Below are 19,947 nucleotides of genomic sequence, written 5' to 3'. Positions count from 1 at the left end.
AAAAAATTATGAAATCTAAATTTTTAACGATCAATAAAATCATTTTATCCGTTGCTGTATTGGCCTTAACAGGCTGTACCAATCTGGATGAAAAAGTAATCGATGAGGTACTGGGTGCTGAAGTGGCAGATCCGGAAGCGGCTCTTGCTGCAGCGTATAGCCAGCTTGGGGAGGGAACTTTTGTAGATCACGGAAGTGTTTTTGCTTTGCAGGAATACTCTACGGATGAAGCGCTCTTACCAACGAGAGGAAGTGACTGGGGAGACGGCGGGAAATGGAGGGCCATGCATGAATTTACCTGGGATGCCAACAGTGATGTGGTGAAAACAACCTGGAACCAGCTGAATTTCGGAATTACAAAATCTTTAACCGCCATCTCAAGTGCCAATAAAAGTACCGGAAGCAATAAGACATTATTTTTAGCTGAAGCAAAAGGGTTATTAGCATTTTATACTTATACCACGATTGATTTGTTTGGGCAGGCTCCTTACCGAGATCCGGACAATATCAACGCGCCGATCCAGATCAGAAAAGCAGATACAACCATCGATGAGCTGATTAAAGAAGTGGAAGGACTTATTCCTAATTTAGCGGATATTAAAACCCAGAATACCCATGCAGGAAGATTCACGAAACAGGCGGCTTATGCTCTTTTGGCAGATATGTATCTGAACCGGGCAGTTCTTAAGAATAAAACTGCAAGTTCCTTCAACTTCACGGAACAGGCTGTAAATGGGGGAGGGACAGATATGGATAGAGTAATTCAGTATTCTAATTTGTTGATTAATAATTCGTTGTTTAGCTTAGAGTCCAATTATTTCCACAATTTCGATATCAATAATGACAACAGTAAGGAAATGATTTTCTCGGTCGTTCAGAAGAAATTTGCAGGCTCTGATAAAGGTTCTGATAATGATCTTGCTTATATGTCGATGGAAAGAATTCAAAAGCCATCTCCGGATAACAGAGGAACCAATGCTTCTTGTATAACTCCTGAATTTTATTACTCGTGGAACGGAAATCACGATGACCCACGCTTTCAGAGATCATACCAGTACGAAGACGGAACCTGGTTCCGAAATGACGGTACCGATGTGAGCGTGCCTTCTACAAGCAAAGTGGAAGGAACCGGAAAACCGTGGTTTCATTTCAACAGAGGTCTGCAGGTTGGGCAACAGTATGGTCCTAAAATTCTTTCAAACGGTAATTTTGATATGACTTCAGACGGAAGAATTAAAGTGTACAAATTATTCACAGAAAAAAATACGACGCTTGCAGCTGATTTTACTCCTGAGCTGAATTTTGACAATCCTTCGGAAGCCGTATTTACGCAGGCACAGATCAACAGAGGGGTAAGAAATTTCAAGTTTGAATTTGATCCCGGGTACGGAAACAACGGAACGAGTGGGATGGATGTACCTTTGTACAGACTGGGAACCATCTATATGATGAGGGCGGAAGCGTATTTCAGAAGCGGAAATATAACGGCAGCATTGGCAGATGTCAATATACTGAGAACAAGCAGAACGAATGACGCTTTAAAGAACAATGCTCCGGGTATTGCTCTAACTACTCTTGATGCGAATATATTATTCAGAGAATCAGGATTTGAGCTTTACTGGGAAATGTACCGAAGAAAAGCCATGATCAGGTTCGGGAAGTTTGATCTTGCCGGAACAGCAAAACCTGCATCCCAGCCTTACAGAAGAATTTTCCCGATTCCTCAGGCAACTATTGACGCCTCAAAAGATTTTACACAAAATCCTGGATATTAATATACTCATAGACTTACCATTAATTATTATTAGAAAAGCGAAGAGAACAGTTTCTCTTCGCTTTATTTTTTTAATCTTTTAAACCTTCAAGGTTTGATTTTATTTATTACTCTGCATTCAGCATTCCCAATTCACCGAAATGCTTTTTGAATTTCTGGATTTTAGGACCTACCACGGCGCTGCAGTAAGGCTGTGTGGGATTTTCATTATAATATCCCTGATGGTATTGTTCTGCCGGCCAGAATTTCTCGAATTTCGTCAATTCCGTAACATAGGTTCCCTGCCATCTTCCGGACTGTTTAGATTTTTCAATGGCTTCTTCGGCTTTTGCTTTTTCAGCGTCGTCTTTATAATAGATTACCGAACGGTATTGGGTACCGATATCATTACCCTGTCTGTTCAGCTGTGTAGGATCGTGAAGGAAAAAGAAGACATCCATTAACTGTTCATAGGAAATAATGGAAGGATCATAGGTAATCTGTACTACCTCAGCATGCCCTGTCTCTCCCGTACATACTTCTTCATAAGTGGGACTGTCTTTATGTCCTCCTGAATACCCTGAAATAGCAGACTGCACGCCTTTCAGCATGTTAAAACAGCTTTCCACACACCAGAAGCACCCGCCACCGAAAGTAATTTGCTCTAAATTATTATTCATTGTAAGTTGATTATTGTATTTGAATATTTTCTCGTTAAAGAATAATGGAGAAAAAAACTAATCAAAAATAAGGAAAAGTTTTTCAATTTTTGCGTCATCATCCGATTCAAATCTAAATGATGATGATAGATCAGACAAATTATTTTTTGCAGCAAGTAAGAATAATTGACTTTAAGATTAAAACGTTCTTTTAAGCATATAAAACAGTAAAACTATGAATTTCTAAAACAAAAGTCTGCTAAATCAGCGCGATTTTATTTGACGCAAAGAATTTATTTTCACAGCATATTATTTCGAGAAGACAAAGAAGTATCAGCAAGCTGATTGATGAAGTTGACGTTCGCTTCGTGCAGCAACTTATTGCCTTTTGTCTTCTAAAATCAGCGAGACAGCAATTTATCTTTGCGTGAAAATATTTATCAATAAAAAAGCACCCTTAAAAAGGATGCTCATGTTTATGTATACATTCAATTTATTTCTCCCAGACCAAAGCACTTGCTCCCAGAATAGCAGCATCTGCCTCATCAAGTTCACTGAAAACGAGTTTCACTTTATTTCTGAAAATAGGAAGTAAATTTCTTTCCATGTGAAGTTTTGTAGGTTTTAAAATAAAATCACCCGCTTTGATCACTCCGCCAAAAAGAAGAATGGCTTCAGGAGACGAAAACATCACGAAATTAGCCAAGGCTTCGCCCAATTTCTGCCCGGTGTACCGGAAGACCTCAATGGAAATCGGGTCACCTTTCAATGCGCATTCGTGTACGGTTTTAGAATTTATGGATTCTTCAGGATATTTATTGAGCAGAGACTCCGGAAACTCAGCACGCATTTTTTTTGCAGTAATGGCAATTCCTGTAGCAGAGGCATACGCTTCAAGGCTTCCTTCGGAACCTGTGCTCCAGTGTTTTCTTCCGCCAGGTTTTACAATGGTATGTCCAAGCTCTCCGGCAAATCCGTCATGTCCGTAGATAAGCTTACCGCCTGCAACGATGCCGCTTCCTACACCTGTTCCAAGAGTGATCATAATGAAATCCTTCATTCCCCTTGCTGCCCCGAAAAGCATTTCTCCGATGGCTGCAGCATTGGCATCATTGGTTATGGTACAGGGCAGTCCGAATTTGGCTTTCATCAGTTCCGCAAAAGGAATAATTCCTTTCCAGGGAAGGTTCGGGGCCTGCTCTATGGTTCCTGTATAGTAGTTGGCATTTGGAGCTCCTACTCCTATCCCATCAAAATTTTTCTCTTTTCCGTGGCTTTCAATCAAAGGATGAACAGCCTCGTATAAAGCATCAATATATTCTTCTACGGTAGGATAGGCATCGGTCCGGATATTTCCTTTTTCCAAAACCTCACCTCTGTGGTTTACCACTCCAAATTTTGTATTTGTTCCGCCAATATCAATTCCCAGCGCAACATGTTTTGACAAATCTACTAATGACATTTCTATTCTTAATAATTCTAAAAGGCTAAAATTATAAAAAAGATATTATTATTAGACGATTAAGCAGCATTTTATTTTAAAAAAATATTATGTTGTTTTTACCTTTTTCTTTTTTCTTCTTCCCCACCATATCATAAAGCCTGTTACTGGTAATGAAGCACATATGAGACTTACGATAAAAGCGATGATCTTGGTTGGGAGTCCCAGAATAGATCCTACGTGAATATCATAATTGGCGCCCACCGCTTTTTCACCTAAATTTTTATCTTTCATATCGTGGGTATGAAGCAATTCTCCTGAGTTTTCATCAAAAATGAGGCTGCTGCTTTTATGATAAGAGTAGGATAAATGTTTAACGTAGACTTCAAAATTCGGGTGCTCATGATCGTCCATATGCTCATGGCCGAGATCAATAGAGAACCCGTAAGAATCCGGGTATTTTGCTTTAACGGTATTGCTGATCTTATCTAAAGTTCCTTCTGTTCTCATTTCAATCGGAGCTTTGGTTTTAATGGAAGAAAAATCAGGATAAGCAGTTTCACCTCCGGAAAAAATAAAATAGATCGCAGCCTGAACGACAAAGAAAGCATAAAATAACCCGGTTATGGAAAAGATCAGCGCAAAGATCGAAGCATAAAAACCAAGAACATTATGAAGATCGTAGTTTTTTCTTTTCCAGCCTTTTACGTTTTGCCATTTAAAAGAAAAACGCTGTTTTCTGGCGGCTTTATTTTTCGGCCACCAAAGGATGATGCCTGAAATGAGCATGATAATGAATATGATCACGGGAATGCCCACCAGATACGTTCCCCAGGACTGTTTCAGAAGATAGCTCCAGTGAATCATTTTTACAATCTGGAAAAATCCGTTTTTCTCGTCGTAAGTACCCAAGACTTTTCCATTATAAGGATTTACATATGCTACTTTATAGATCGGAAATTCATCAAAATAATTCCAGCCTTTGGGATCGTGTTCGTACCAGTAAAAGAGATAAGACATCTTTTTATCAATCGGAATATTTACCCAATGAACAGGATATTTTTCTTTTACCTGTTCTACAACGGCTTTTTCCAGAACACGGATCGGGAGAACCTGTTTCTGATCAATTTGTTGCTCATTATGATAAATTACTTCTTTGCGGGTGAAATTTTCAATTTCATCTTTAAAAACGTATAATGCTCCGGTAATCGAGATAATGAAAATCAGAAAACCGATGCCTAATCCAAGCCACAAATGCAGCTTGCCGATCCATTTTTTAAAAGTGCTTGGTTTTTTTTTATGGTGATGTTTTTTCCTCATATTCATCCTAATTGCCGCAAAGATAATGTTTAATTTTTATTTAGAATATTTACAATTAAGGATTTTCATCAGGTTTTTTTAATTTTAAATGTAAATTAGAAAGCGCTTCAATTACTAGTGAAACGCTTTATTTTAATTTAAATCAGAATTAATTTTAAAATTTATATTCGATGATGAATGTGCCCCTCATTCCCAATGCATTGGTAAAATCACTATCCCGGGCTGCCCACCATGCAATTGCCGGCTGATACATTTTGTTAAAAAGATTTTCAATTCCTAATGACAGTTTCCAGTTTTTGTTGAGATCGTAGCTGGATTTAAAATTGAATACTGTATAAGCAGGAACTTTTCCTTCACCATATACAAAAAGTCCGGTTTTAACATTTGGCTGAAATCTGTCCTGCTCAAAAGCATGAAGCATATCCAGTCCTATAGATAATTTATCAATGGGTCTTGCCTGAATATAGGCTAAAACTTTAGGCGCGGAAATTCTGCTGTTATTGATCCTGGTAGAATAGTCGCCGTCATCTTTAGGTGAGGTAATACCTTCCATCCAGCTGTAGCTTCCTCCGAAACTGATCCATTGTGTGGGAGAAAAATGCAGAAATCCTTCCACTCCGTACACTACTTCAGGAGCTCTCTGAATTGTCAATGCACGATCCGGACTTTGTATGAAAGTCGCTCCCAATTTTGAAGTACTTACGTAAGACGTGAGTTCATAATTGAGCCATTTGGTGATTTGTCCTGTTGCCCCCAATTCATAATTGTTAACAATAATCGGTTTTGTTTCCAGATTATTGATCGTTTCTGAAGTTGAGGTCCTTAATATTCTTCCCAATTCATTAATAGAATATGCCTGGGAAAAGCTCCCGAAAATATTGATTGCCTGATTGATATTATAACGAATTCCCACGTTTCCTACCACCGCATTGTATTCAAGATCTCCTCCTTTTACAAAGATGCTTTGGGTGAATGTTCCGTCATTTTTAATGGTTGACAAGGTATTGAAATCACCAACTTTTACTCTGATGTTTTCATAACGGAGCCCTCCTTTAATGGTTAATTTTTTCATGAGATCAATTTTAACCAACATAAAAGGGGCAATATTTGTCATATTCATATCCGGCGTCCAGTAGCGGCCGTCTTCCAGTTTCTGAACGGTCTGGTCATTCAGGATATCAACCCCGTAAATCATTTCAGCTTGTGAATTACGCGTATTCCAGAGTTGGGAGTCAAAATTGGCTCTTGCGCCGTATTTTTTTGAAATTACATTCGATTGTCCGCCATTGAAGAAGGTATCGCTGTATCCGTATACCGTTCTGAAATCCTGAAGATAAAGATTTACATTTAATGAAGTTCCCTGCCAGATTCTTTTATTGTCGTAGCTTAATTTCAGATTGTGATTTCTGGGCGTTCCCTGCGGTGTGGTTTCCAATCCTTTTCCCTGGCCTTCTCCAATCGTCGGGATCAATCCGTATTTTCCGGTTTTAAGGCCTAAATTAAGATCAGATTTGGAGGCATATCCGATATAGGAGGCTTCAATTCTGTTATTTTCATTCAAATTGTATCCCAGCTTCAGCATTCCGTTGTAATTATCCATTTTTGCGGTGCTGTAGGTTGGGCTGAGGTTTATTCCATCTGCATCCTTCATGTATCCCGCTCTTTCATAAGCGAAAGATGCTACATAGTCGAAATTTTTGGTAATTTTTCCTGATAAAAGCTGGCTCGCTCTGAATCCTAATGTTCCACCGTATGGCTGACCCGTAATACCTGCCTGGGAAATTCCTGAGATTTTCTTTTCTCCACTACTTTTTCTCGTGATGTAATTAATGATACCGCCGTCTGCACCGTTCCCGTAAATGGATGAAGCACCTTTGATCACTTCTATTCTTTCAATAACGGAAGGATCAATCACTCTAAGGTCTCTTGCACCGTTTCGAAGTGGGGTAGACTGCGGAATACCATCAATCAGCACCAAAACCTGGCGTCCTCTTAACGTTTGTCCGGTATTGGAGGTTTGTCCTGAACTCGTTGCCAGACTCGGGACGGTATATTGTAAAATGCTTGTAATATCTGAATTTACCGTTAATTGTGACTGGATCTGCTTTTGATTGACAATCGTTACAGATCCCGGAATTTCCTTAATATTTTCCTTTTTCCTCGAGGCAGTCATTACAACTTCATCCACATCTTTTACCCGTAATGTGTCGCTGTGCTGAGCAAAAATCGTTGCAGAGGCTAAACCAGCAGCTGCTAAAATGGTCTTTTTCATGATAATTTTCTAATTCCTTTTTTCTTTCTTTTACCCCACCATATTAAAAAGCCTGTTACAGGCAATGACGTGCATACAAGACCTGTAATAAACCAGATTATTTTTCCGAAAATCCCAAAATAAGATCCTGTATGGATGTCATAATTGGCATTGGCGTATTTTTCGGCGGTGGTTAATTGTTGGTGCGGTTTGTTCATCAATAATTTTCCAGAATATTTGTCAAAAACAAGCTGGCTCCGAATGGCAAATTTGCCGTCTTCACCATATACGGTAACCGGAATATTTTTCAGATCTTTTCCTTTTTTATTTTTCCCGTTCAGCGGAATTCTAAAGCTTGATGAATACACATATAATTCTTTGGTTTCCTTTGCGGTAAGGTCGAAAACAGATTTTTTAGCTGATAACAATGAGTCAGGAGATTTAATTTCTTTTTCTTTCGGCAGCTCTGCTGATCCTGATAATACAAAATGGAAAGCATTTTTTACCCAGGGGAATGAAAAATAAATACCGGATAAACTTAATATCAAAGCAATGAATGAAGCGTAAAATCCTAAAATATTGTGAAGATCGTAGTTCTTCCTTTTCCATGTGGTGATGTTTTTCCAGCTGAACCGGAACCGGCCTTTTCTTGCAGTCTTATTTTTTGGCCACCAAAGAATGATTCCTGTGATGAGCATTATAATGAAGAGCACAACAGGAATTCCTACAACATATTTTCCCCAGTCTGTTTTTAATAATAAACTCCAGTGAATGGATTTCAGGATTGGAAATATGTCATATTTTTCATCATAAACACCAAGAATTTCTCCATTATAAGGATTAACATATACCACTGTATTAATTTTCACCTCATCGAAATAATTCCAGGCTTTTTTATCTTTTTCGTAGTATAAAAATTCGTAAGATTTGTTTTTGTCTAAAGGAATTTCAACAGAACTGATCGGAAACTTTTCATTAATTTCCAAAGAAACTTTTTCCTTCAAAGTTTCAATTGAAAGGGGTTGATGCGTAATCGTTTTAGCTTCCACATAAATAACATCTTTTCTAAGTACGCCCTGAATTTCGTCCTTGAAAACATACAGAGTCCCTGACAGTGAAACAATAAAAACAATAATCCCAACGGCCAAGCCTAACCACAAGTGCAGTTTGGCAGACCATTTTTTTATAAATGAAGGTTTCTTTTTATGGTGATGTCGCTTCCTCATAGTAAAAAGTTAACCTTTTGAGGGGTTAACTTTTAATTATTTAAAATTTGTATCCTACTGAAAGTCTGAAGTTTCTCGGAGCTTCTGCCTGATAATAGTAATATGCTCCGTAAGGTGATCCTGAATAAAGGAATCTGTTAAATACATTGAATACATTCAGTCCCACTCTGAATTTGGTATTTTCCCAAGATAAGCCGGCATCGAACTTCAGATAATCATCCATATCTTTCTGAGCTCCGGAGCTTGCCCAGTTCCAGCTGCTTCTGTCAGCAAGGTATGTTCCTCCGAATGAAAGTCCGAATCCTTCCAATGCACCTGTTGTAAATGTATAATTCAGCCATCCGTTTGCCGTATGTTTAGCGTAACCAGGCACTCTCATTCCTACAGGGTTATTTACCGGATCGTTTGATTCGGTCACTTTGTTTTCTGTGAATGCATAATTGATAATAGCATTAAATCCTCTTGTAATTTCTCCTTTCAGATCAAATTCGATTCCCTGTACACGGGTTTTACCAAGGTCGATCACAAAGTTTTCAAGAGCGCTGTTAGCAGGATCATTTACAGTAGCATTTCTTTTGATGATGTTATATAATGATAAAGTTGTATTCCATTTTCCGTTAAACCAGTCTCTTTTTACACCTACTTCCATATTGTTTCCGGTAATAGGTTTGGGTATGCCTCCTGTTCTGAAGAATCCGGCCTGTGGGACAAATGACTGATCATACAAGCCGTATACAGAGGTATTTTCGTCAATAGAATAGCTTATTCCCACACGCGGTGTTATTTTATCTGCTTCTGCGTTGGTTCCGTATGAGTTTTCCTTAACATTTGTATATCTCGCTGCAAGGGTCAGTCTTAAAGCATCATTGAAAAAGCCTAATTCATCCTGAACATATAATCCGGTATAGTTTTGTTCGATAGTGCCGTAAGGAGTAGCTCTGCTTTGCAATGAGGTACTGGTGTCAAATTGAGCATATCCGTTTGCCGGAGGAGTATATGTTGTTGAATTTACATTGAAAGGATTGGCATCTGTATCCAGATTATGAGATTGATTCCAGTCTGCCATATATTTTTTTGAGCCTAAATCCAGTCCTGTTAATATTTTATGAGAAACCGCCCCTGTTTTTACATAACCGTTTAAGAAAACCTGTCCGAATTTCATTACATTGCTTGCTTCCCAGAAATAAAGAGTTCTGATCATATCACCATTTGGTAAAAATTTGGATGGCCAGATATCGCTTCCTAAGGTATATTCGTTAACGTAGGTAAGCTGGGAGGTCAGTTTCCAGTTTTCATTGAATTTATGCTGAAGATTAACATTTACGGTATTATTATCTACATTAGTAGGATCAATTCCGGGATCTGTCATTGTATATTCTACAGGTTTGGTAGCATACCCTTCGTAGCTGAAAACATATGCAGAACCTACTTCAGACATTTTTGCCTTCTGATAAATATATTCTGCCGTTAAGGTTGTTTTATCTGTTAGATTTACTTTTAAAGACGGATTGATAATGTATCTGTCGTTGAATTCATAATCTCTGAAGCTTTTTTTATTCTGAGCCATGAGATTCAGTCTGAAGGCAACTTTATCTGTAATTTTTGTGTCAATATCCGTTTCACCTCTGTACATATTGAAGCTTCCTAAAGTTACTCTTGCGGAACCATTCAAAGATTGTCCTGTCGGCTTTTTGGTTACAATATTGTAAATACCGCTTGGTTCACCGTTTGACATTAGGAAACCGGATGGACCTTTTATAAATTCGATATGATCTACATAACTCATATCTTCACTTAGCGGCCCCCAGTTTGAAGTAACATTTACTCCGTTCATAAAAGCTGCAGCTCTGGAGCCCCTCATGTTTACTCTGGTATACATGTCTCCCCAGTGTTCTAATCTCTGTGCCCCTGCAACGTTTCTTAAAACACCGTCGCTTAATGTTGTCACCTGCTGATCTTCTAATGCTCTGTTGGTAATGATAGATACATTCTGAGGGATTTTAATCAATTCTTCGTCCAAACGCATAGAAGAAGATCCTTCTTTTTCTACATATTTTTTGTAATATTTTCCATTTACAACAACTTCCTCAATATCATTCGACTTAATCGTATCGTTCTCCTGAGCAAAAGTTAGCATAGAACCTAACATCGACGCACAGATCAGCATATTTTTCATGAAATTCAAATTTCCTGCAAATATATTGTTTTTAATTATTCTAAATAAATAATTGAATTGATATTTGTCATAAAATTAATATACGGTAATAATGCAAAGCCGCTCCAGAACTATCTGGAGCGGCTTTGTATATTTCGAAACTACTATTCTTATGCCGGAATTTCTCCTTTGTATAAGAATGAAATAATTTCTTTGTTCAATTTGTCGATCATTTCACTGAATAAGTGGAAAGATTCCTGTTTGTAGATTACCAGTGGATCTTTCTGCTCATAAACAGCACCCTGCGAAGATCTTCTTAAATCGTCCATTTCACGAAGGTGAAGTTTCCAGTTTTCATCAATGATAGATAAAGTGATGTTCTTTTCAAAATCGTTGATTAAGCTGTCGCATTGCGTTTCAAAAGCTTCTTTCAGATCGGTAACAATAGTCATTGTTTTGTGACCATCTGTGAATGGAACCTGGATCATTTTAAACATTGACCCCTGGTTTTGATACACATTTTCAATAATCGGGAAAGATTTTTCTTTCAGTAAATTCAGCTTCATCTGATAATCTTCCTGAGCAGCCTTGAACAGGATATTCGTAAGATCCTGAATGGTTTTGCTCTTGAAATCATTTTCAGAAACCGGAGATTCCATCGTAAACGTTTTAATGATATCGTATTCAAAATCTTTATAATTTCCTGATGCTTTTCCTTTAGCAACAATTGAATTGGAAACATCGAAAATCATATTCGTAATATCATACTTCAAATGGTCTCCGAATAAAGCGTTCTTTCTTCTCTTGTAGATAACGTCACGCTGTTTGTTCATTACATCATCATATTCAAGAAGTCTTTTTCTTGTTCCGAAGTTGTTTTCCTCTACTTTTTTCTGAGCTCTTTCGATAGATTTAGAGATCATGGAATGCTGAATCACTTCACCTTCTTTATGACCCATTCTGTCCATCATTTTAGCAATTCTTTCAGAGCCGAAAAGACGCATTAAGTTATCTTCAAGAGATACATAGAACTGAGAACTTCCCGGATCTCCCTGACGTCCTGCTCTACCTCTCAGCTGTCTGTCAACACGTCTTGAATCGTGTCTTTCTGTACCGATAATGGCCAAACCTCCGGCTTCTTTTACTTCTTTACTCAGCTTAATATCCGTACCACGACCGGCCATGTTGGTAGCAATAGTTACCACACCCGGCTGTCCTGCTCCTGCAACAATTTCCGCTTCTTTTTTGTGAAGTTTCGCGTTAAGAACCTGGTGATTAATTTTTCTTAATTGAAGTGCTTTTGAAAGCAACTGAGAAATTTCAACTGAAGTTGTACCTACTAGAACAGGTCTTCCTGCAGCTGTTAGTTTTTCAACTTCTTCAATTACAGCATTATATTTTTCACGGTTGGTCTTGTAAACCAAATCCTGTTTGTCATTTCTTAAAATAGGACGGTTGGTAGGAATGACCACAACGTCTAATTTGTAAATTTCCCAAAGCTCACCGGCTTCCGTTTCAGCAGTACCTGTCATCCCCGCAAGTTTGTTGTACATACGGAAATAATTCTGAAGGGTAATGGTCGCAAAAGTTTGGGTAGCTGCTTCGATTTTTACACTTTCTTTCGCTTCAATTGCCTGGTGAAGACCGTCTGAATAACGTCTTCCTTCCATAATACGGCCTGTCTGCTCATCAACGATTTTTACTTCACCGTCAATCACCACATACTCATCATCTTTTTCAAATAAAGTATAGGCTTTAAGCAACTGGCTCATGGTGTGAACTCTTTCAGACTTTTCGGCAAATTCGGAGAAAAGTTTTTCTTTAGCCTCAAATTCTTCTTCTTTCGAAAGATTTTTAGCTTCCAGTTCTGCAATTTCAGTTCCGATGTCAGGAAGAACGAAGAAGTTCGGATCAGAATTCCCTTGGGACATATACTCAACACCTTTGTCAGTAAGGTCTACCTGATTGTTCTTTTCTTCAATTACAAAGTAAAGATCTTTATCTACAATCGGCATATCGCGGTTGTTGTCCTGCATATATTGTGCTTCTGTTTTCTGAAGCAATGCACGGTTTCCGCTTTCCGATAAGAATTTAATTAATTGTCTGTTTTTAGGAAGCCCTCTGTAAGCCTGAAGCAATTTGAAACCTCCTTCTTTGGTGTTTCCTGCTGCGATTAATTTTTTTGCTTCATTAAAAATGGCAGAAACAGTTTTTTTCTGAACTTCAACAATTCTGTCGATAGACGGTTTCAGAACATCAAATTCCTGTCTGTCTCCCTGGGGAACCGGACCGGAAATAATTAACGGTGTTCTTGCATCATCTACCAATACGGAGTCAACCTCATCTACGATCGCAAAGTTTAGTTCTCTTTGTACCAGTTCTGAGGGTGAAGTTACCATGTTGTCTCTCAGGTAATCAAACCCGAATTCATTATTGGTTCCGTAAGTAATGTCTGAATTGTATGCTTTTCTTCTTCCGTCTGAGTTCGGCTGGTGATTGTCGATACAGTCGATCGACATTCCGTGGAATTGGTACAATGGCCCCATCCATGCCGAGTCTCTTTTGGCAAGGTAATCGTTTACTGTTACTACGTGAACGCCTCTTCCCGGAAGTGCATTTAAGAAAATAGGAAGCGTACCCACTAAGGTTTTACCTTCCCCGGTTGCCATTTCGGCAATTTTACCGCTGTGAAGAATTACCCCTCCAATGAACTGTACATCATAATGTACCATGTCCCAGTTTACGGGTGTTCCTGCAGCATTCCATGAGTTTTTCCAAACGGCTTGATCTCCCTGGATTTCAAGGAAATCTTTACCTGCTGCAGCCAGCTGTCTGTCCCAGTCGGTTGCTGTTACACGGATTTCTCCATTCTGTGCCCATCTTCTTGCTGTTTCCTTTACCAAGGCAAAAGCTTCAGGAAGAATCTGGCCGAGGACTTTTTCCTCAATTTCGTATGATTCCTTTTTAAGAGCTTCAATTTTTGAAAAAAGCGCTTCTTTTTCATCAACGTTTTTCGAATTTTTTATCTGCTCTTGTATCTGTTCTATCTGAGCTGTGATTTTGCTGGTTGCAGACTTAATATTTTCTTTAAACTCAGCAGTTTTTTCTCTCAGTCCATCGTCAGACAACTGTTGAATATTGGGCTCAACAGCTTTGATTTTTGTTACAACTTTTTTTACTTCTTTTAGGTCCTGCGCTTTCTTGTCTCCCAAAAACCCTTTAAGAACTTTATTTAAAAAACTCATAAATTTTTTGCTTTATGCCTAAAGCGTATGCTTTAAGCGTTTTTAATAACACGCTTTTCGTGTAAAATTGATATGTAAAAAAGGGCAAAAAAGCTCTAAGCGACGCCTAAAGCCTGATTGCTTTTAATTTAATATTCGTCTTCGTTCCAAAGGAAGTCTTCATCGGTAGGATAATCACTCCAAACTTCTTCAATTGATTCGTAAATCTCTCCTTCATCTTCAATCGCCTGAAGGTTTTCCACTACTTCCATCGGTGCACCAGTTCTGATTGCATAATCAATAAGTTCTGCTTTTGTCATTGGCCAAGGTGCGTCACTTAAATATGAAGCTAATTCTAATGTCCAGTACATAATTTTCTAATTTTTTTGCAAAAGTATAAAAATAGCTTATATTATATGCTTTTTTACACCTGATTTTCAATTCTTTTTATTAATTTTTGTTCATTCTGCATCATACACCTTTGTTCAGGTGTGATGCCAGCATGTTTGCTGTCATTTTCTCAAAAACCATTCCACAAAAATTTTTATGCCATTTTGGAAGTTTGTGTCAGGTTTATAGCCAATTAATGTCATAGCTTTTGTAATATCTGCATTGGTTTTCAGGACATCTCCGGGCTGCATTGGCAGATTTTTCCGGATGGCAGATTTTCCTAAAGCAGCTTCTATAGTTGACAGCATTTCATTAAGCGTTATCACTTCACTCTCTCCAAGATTGAGAATCTCATAAATGCCGGAATGTCTTTCAAGATATTTAATTGATTTTAATATTCCATCGATGATATCATCGATAAAAGTATAATCTCTTGCGGTGGTACCGTCGCCGTAGAAAGGGACTTCCTGATCTTCTAAAATTAGTTTTGTGAATTTATGAATGGCAAGATCGGGCCTTTGTCTGGGGCCATACACCGTAAAAAATCGCAGCTGTATCATATCGATTTTATAGAGATCATGATATACATGGCCTAAAATTTCACCACATTTTTTAGTTGCTGCGTAAGGTGAAATAGGATTATCTACATTGTCGCTTTCGGAAAAAGGAATTTTTTCATTGTTCCCATAAACGCTTGATGAAGAGGCTGCAATAACTTTCTTAATGTTAAATTCTTTACACAGTTCCCAAAGGTTCATGGTTCCGCGGATATTTACTTCTTCATACTCTAAAGGCCTTTCGATGGAAGGTCTTACTCCTGCCAAAGCTGCCAGATGGATCACCATATCAATAGTATGCTCGCGGAAGATTTTTTCAAGTCCTTCTTTATCACGGATGTCCTGATAATATAAAGTATAGCAGTCTGATTTGGCAATGGAAATCAGTTTGGTAATATCTTCCTGCTTTTCCACAAATTCAAAATCCGAAAAATTCTGTATTGAATCTAAAGTATTCTTAATTTTTATCTGATAATTGTAGAAATCATCAAAATTGTCAATGTTTATGACAGAATGTCCCTTTTTTAATAATTGTTCTACAAGGTGAGAACCAATGAATCCGCTTCCGCCCGTTATAAGATAGACCATTTGTGACTTTTTATTGAAGCAAAAATATAAATTTATTTTTTGAAAATATAATCATTACTTTTACTTTATAAAGTAATATACACAATATGCAGTTTCAGGGACAAATTTTAAAAATGACAAGCTTCAACGAAGAACCGATTCAATATTATCTTAATCTTTCCGGCGATCTTATTCATATGAATGAACTTTTCGGAAAAGAATTAACGATAAAGCATATTGGTTTTCAATGTGTGAACTGTCAGGAAAACAAACCGATTTACCGAATGGGTTTCTGCAAAAACTGTTTTTTTGAAAGTCCTTATGCAAGCGACACCATCATCCGTCCCGAACTTTCCACTGCACATCTCGGAATTGCGGAACGGGATTTGGAGATAGAAAAAGGAATTCAGCTTCAGCCTCACACGGTGTATCTGGCTTACACAGGAGAAGTAAAAGTGGGGGTGACGAGAAATACGCAGATTCCTACAAGATGGATTGATCAGGGCGCGACTTTTGCTCTGCCTATTGCGAGAACCGAAAACCGGTATGAAGCAGGGATGATTGAAGTGGCTCTCAAACAGCATGTTCCTGATAAAACCAGCTGGAAGAAAATGCTCCAGGATGACCTGGAAGATGAAATTGATCTGGCGGATTTCCAGCAGAAAATAAAAGAATATTTTCCTGATGACTTCCAGAAATTTTACAGTGAAGGCGAAACGCTCTGGAGATTTGATTATCCTTTCGAAAAGCCAGAAAAAGTAACATCTTTTACGCTTGATAAAAGACCGGAGTTTACCGGGAAGCTTACAGGCATAAAAGGGCAGTATCTGGGTTTTGATGGAGGAGAGTTCATTAATGTAAGAGGGCATGAAGGGTATTTTATAGAGCTCAACGTCATTTAAATAAGTAAAATATGTAAACATGAAAAAGTGGGTAAAAAAGCTATTGGTTGGTCTGGGAGTTTTGTTGGTGATCATTTTATTGGCGAACTTCGGACTTAACATCTGGCTTAAGACCCGCCTTCCCGATTACATTAAAAACAATACCGATTATAAGGTTTCCTATAAAAGTCTGGAAGTAGATCTGCTGTCAGGAAATATTCTTGCAACAAAAATATCAGTTAATAATAAAAATCCCCAAAATAATAATGTAATTGGTCTTCAGGGAACAATAGACACACTCAAAATAAGCCGGTTCGGGATTTATGATGCAGTATTTAATAAGCAGATCAGCTCATCGGATCTTTTACTTTCCAAACCAAATCTCAACGTAATTCTCGCCAAGCCGGTAGATGATAAAACCGGGAAAAAGAGAAATCCTGTAAAATTTGAAAATATCAGGATCAACGATGGGGATGTCAGTGTTTTCAGGCATACTAAACAAAAATTTCTTTCGGTTCAGGATCTTGATCTGTATGTGGAAAATCTTCAGTTAACTGAAGAATCGGTGGAAGATAAGCTTCCTGTTGTTTTTGACGCCTACGATATTAAAGGAAAAAACTTTTTTGTTCGTCCCGATGATGTATATGCTCTTAAGATAGATGCCATCAGGACATCAGACGGGCAAATGACGGTCGACAACTTTCAGTTGGTTCCGGTATTGGATTTTGAACAGTTTAAAAAATATTACCCGAAAAAAAATAAGCTTTTCCAGTTTGCCATTAAAAAAATGGAATTCAAAGATCTTGTTTTGAAAAAGAATAAGTTGTCTCTTTCCAATGCAAGTTTTTACGAACCCAATCTCTTGATGTACACTACGGATGTTGTTCCTGTAAGGGTAAAGAAACCTTCAGACCTTGAGCTAGATCTGGAAAATATAAAAATGAGCAATGCAACCATTCAGGTCATGAAGCCTGATGGTAATAAGCTTTTATATGCTAAAAACCTTAACGTTGATGTCAACCAGCTGAGATTTGATAAAGAAACCAGAGAAGCGCTCATTCCTGTAGGATATAAAAACTTTCAGATTTCAGGCAGAGATGTCTTATTTTCCAATCACCAGGACTTTACAATCGGAATCATCAGCCTGAATCCTAAAAAAGGAGAATTAAGGAATGTTTCTGTCGTTCCTAATGGGAGTGCTCCTGAAAAAACCTCAATGAATCTCTTAACAGATTATATCCGGTTTACTATTAATAAATGGGATTTTACTGATAAAAAGATGAATCTTGATGTCAATGAGGTTCTCATGAGCCGTGTCAAAGGAAAAATTACTGCCGGAACGGGTAAAACGGTTAATCGCAAAAAGCAGAATTTTAACGGGATCCAATTTCCTATAATAATCAGGAAAGTTGTACTGCAGAATTCGGATATTATTTACTCTAAAAATAACCAGCCGCTCAGTTTTCAGGATCTTAATGCAACCGTAAATGATATTCAGCTCATTAATAAAAAGGATAATTCAGGAATTGAAGCAAAAATAAGTAAATATGCTGTTTCAACTAAAAACTTCGGGTATAAGACGAAATTCTACAATATGACGGCAGGGTTTTTAAAGCTGGACCAGAATACGATAAACGTAACGGCATTTGCAATGAAGCCTTTGGTTTCGAGAGCGCAGTTTATCAGAATGATTCCTGTGGAAAGTGATTTGTATGATATCACGGCAAACCAGATTGCAGCAAACGGAACCTGGGATTTATTTTCTGATCAGAAATTAATCCGCGCTTCAAACGTTACAATCCGTAATGCAGATGCCAATATTTTCAGGAGTAAAATTCCGGAAGATGATCCGAAAGAAAAACCTTTGTATTCAAGAATGTTGAGATCTATTAAAATCCCGATGGTTGTCAATGATCTTAACCTTAAAGATTCAAAATTGGTCTATGAGGAAGATACGCCGGAAAGTGCCGGCCCCGGGAAACTGACCTTCAGTAATTTTAATATGAATGTTAAAAATTTAAATTCTGCCAAAATCAAAGGAAATCCAACGCGGGTTGATATTAAAATCAACTGTTCTTTTATGAATCTTGCACCGCTTTCGGTAAACTGGAATTTTGATGTTGCAGACCAGGGTGACCGTTTTGCTATTTCGGGACGAACAACCAATCTTCCGGCTACGGGAATTAATCCGTTTATCCGACCTTATCTTCATGTAACGGCTACCGGGACTATTCAGGAAATGCTTTTTAATTTCAGAGGAAATCCAAAAGGGCTGGACGGAAAATTTAATCTTAAACATAAAGATCTTAAAGTAACCATTCTGGATAAAGAAAATAAGGATAAAAAAGGTTTTCTTACGGCGGTTGCCAACCTGCTGGTGAAATCTGATTCCGGGAAGCTTCCGGAAGACGTGGATGTGGAAGATGTGGAAAGAGATCCTACAAAGTCGTTTTTCAATCTCTTCTGGAAAGGTATTGAGCAGGGATTAAAGAAAACATTAATAGGAATCAATATTGATAAAGCCAAGAAAACGGTTGATAAAACGGCGGCTGCTGTAAAGAATGTAAAACAAGATGTAAAAGAGATGAAAGCGTCTGCCAAGGAAGTTGGACAAGCTATTAAGAAGAATCCCGAAACAGAGAAGGTAAAAGAAAATGATAAAGAAAAGAAAGGATTTCTAAAAGGAGTCTTCCGGAAAAAAGAAAAATCCGAAACTGAATAGTTTCGGACTTTTTATATTAATCAAAATCAAATTCGTCGCTTTCCAGAATAGGAACTTCACGAAGGAAATTATCAAATTCTTTTGGATAATTACTTCCTGCACCATAAGAATCGATAATCATTCCGATATTCCCTTCAGTATCTTTTACCAAATACAAAACGGCGTTGTCATCAGGACTGCTTGGGCCTTCGAAACGATAAGTTTTTATGATAGTAAGTTCATTGGGCTGATATACTTTCTCAGAGTTTTCCAGTTTCATTTCACATTCTTCATTCATTCTGAATTCTCTGTGGATGCCTCTTTGAGTGAGTCTTGTCATAACCTGACTTAGTGTGGTCATTTTGTCAATATTTCCTGTGCCTTCCATAATAATATTTTTCTTTTAAGATGCAATAATTAAACCAATCATCTTATTATGGTATTTTATAAAAATGATAAATCGTATTAACAAAAATTTATATTTGGCAATTTATATTGGGTATACTTTTTGCAGTAATCACCGTAATAAATCAAACGAAATATGAAAAAGGAAGTTGGCGTTTTACTGGCGGGAGGTGTTGGTCTTCTGGCAGTATTAAGTATCATCGGAATTAAAAAAATATTACATAGAAAAGATAAAAGATACAGTGATTCCTATTCTGATTATCACAGACATTTTGATAATAGAAATGTCGAAGAAGATTATCACGGTATTGAATTTTATGCTTTAAAATAATAAAACACGATATATCCAATTTTTTGTAATCCGGTACCGTTAGGCTGCCGGTTTTTTTTGTGGAAAACTTTCATGTTAAAACTTAT

Annotated in this window: 14 protein-coding genes; 4 read left to right on the top strand and 10 right to left on the bottom strand. The window is 37.7% G+C overall.

All coding sequences use genetic code 11. The features are described from left to right. The first annotated feature begins 8 nt into the window (after positions 1–8). Positions 9–1,775, top strand: coding sequence for a RagB/SusD family nutrient uptake outer membrane protein (locus ODE14_RS13880; RefSeq protein ID WP_263601853.1), 1,767 nt, complete (start codon positions 9–11; stop codon positions 1,773–1,775). A gap of 106 nt (positions 1,776–1,881) precedes the next feature. Here ODE14_RS13880 and msrA read toward each other — a convergent pair whose 3' ends face one another. From msrA to ODE14_RS13835, 9 genes are all read right to left on the bottom strand, one after another. Then, the gene (msrA, locus tag ODE14_RS13875) at positions 1,882–2,433 is read right to left on the bottom strand and encodes a peptide-methionine (S)-S-oxide reductase MsrA (RefSeq protein ID WP_263601852.1); all 552 of its coding nucleotides are present in this window, start codon (positions 2,431–2,433) and stop codon (positions 1,882–1,884) included. A gap of 472 nt (positions 2,434–2,905) precedes the next feature. Further along, positions 2,906–3,874 carry an ROK family protein gene (locus ODE14_RS13870; RefSeq protein WP_263601851.1) on the bottom strand — a complete coding sequence of 323 codons (969 nt, stop codon included), beginning with the start codon at positions 3,872–3,874 and terminating at the stop codon, positions 2,906–2,908. A gap of 87 nt (positions 3,875–3,961) precedes the next feature. Further along, positions 3,962–5,173 carry a PepSY-associated TM helix domain-containing protein gene (locus tag ODE14_RS13865; protein ID WP_263601850.1) on the bottom strand — a complete coding sequence of 404 codons (1,212 nt, stop codon included), beginning with the start codon at positions 5,171–5,173 and terminating at the stop codon, positions 3,962–3,964. Between the two features lie 154 nt (positions 5,174–5,327). Further along, positions 5,328–7,445, bottom strand: a complete 2,118-nt coding sequence (locus ODE14_RS13860; RefSeq protein ID WP_263601849.1) for a TonB-dependent receptor — start codon at positions 7,443–7,445, stop codon at positions 5,328–5,330. Continuing rightward, on the bottom strand, positions 7,442–8,650 hold the full coding sequence (locus ODE14_RS13855; RefSeq protein ID WP_263601848.1) for a PepSY-associated TM helix domain-containing protein: 1,209 nt from the start codon (positions 8,648–8,650) through the stop codon (positions 7,442–7,444). Before ODE14_RS13855 ends, ODE14_RS13860 begins: the two co-directional genes overlap by 4 nt. A gap of 40 nt (positions 8,651–8,690) precedes the next feature. Further along, a complete protein-coding gene (locus tag ODE14_RS13850; protein WP_263601847.1) occupies positions 8,691–10,826 on the bottom strand; it encodes a TonB-dependent siderophore receptor in 2,136 nt (711 codons plus the stop codon). Positions 10,827–10,975: 149 nt separating this feature from the next. Then, entirely contained in the window at positions 10,976–14,050 is a 3,075-nt protein-coding gene (gene secA / locus ODE14_RS13845; RefSeq protein WP_263601846.1) for a preprotein translocase subunit SecA, read from the bottom strand. Between the two features lie 128 nt (positions 14,051–14,178). Further along, positions 14,179–14,400: a DUF2795 domain-containing protein gene (locus tag ODE14_RS13840; RefSeq protein WP_002662059.1), complete on the bottom strand. Its 222-nt coding sequence runs from the start codon at positions 14,398–14,400 to the stop codon at positions 14,179–14,181. A 141-nt stretch (positions 14,401–14,541) separates the two neighbouring features. Further along, entirely contained in the window at positions 14,542–15,564 is a 1,023-nt protein-coding gene (locus tag ODE14_RS13835; RefSeq protein ID WP_263601844.1) for a GDP-mannose 4,6-dehydratase, read from the bottom strand. 86 nt (positions 15,565–15,650) lie between these two features. Between ODE14_RS13835 and ODE14_RS13830 the strand changes: the two genes are divergently transcribed. Beyond that, complete coding sequence (locus ODE14_RS13830; RefSeq protein WP_263601843.1) at positions 15,651–16,445, top strand: DUF2797 domain-containing protein; 795 nt, start codon at positions 15,651–15,653, stop codon at positions 16,443–16,445. A gap of 19 nt (positions 16,446–16,464) precedes the next feature. Continuing rightward, positions 16,465–19,146, top strand: a complete 2,682-nt coding sequence (locus ODE14_RS13825) for a hypothetical protein (RefSeq protein ID WP_263601842.1) — start codon at positions 16,465–16,467, stop codon at positions 19,144–19,146. A 16-nt stretch (positions 19,147–19,162) separates the two neighbouring features. Here the strand turns inward: ODE14_RS13825 and ODE14_RS13820 are convergent, their stop codons facing one another. After that, a complete protein-coding gene (locus tag ODE14_RS13820; RefSeq protein ID WP_248389462.1) occupies positions 19,163–19,513 on the bottom strand; it encodes a hypothetical protein in 351 nt (116 codons plus the stop codon). Between the two features lie 153 nt (positions 19,514–19,666). Here ODE14_RS13820 and ODE14_RS13815 point away from each other — a divergent pair, with 153 nt between their 5' ends. Then, the gene (locus ODE14_RS13815) at positions 19,667–19,861 is read left to right on the top strand and encodes a hypothetical protein (RefSeq protein WP_248389463.1); all 195 of its coding nucleotides are present in this window, start codon (positions 19,667–19,669) and stop codon (positions 19,859–19,861) included. Positions 19,862–19,947: the final 86 nt, after the last annotated feature.

The organism is Chryseobacterium sp. PET-29 (assembly GCF_025736815.1).
Taxonomy (GTDB): domain Bacteria; phylum Bacteroidota; class Bacteroidia; order Flavobacteriales; family Weeksellaceae; genus Chryseobacterium; species Chryseobacterium nepalense.
Note: the sequence above shows the minus strand (reverse complement) of the source record. Positions and strands in the feature narration are given on the sequence as shown.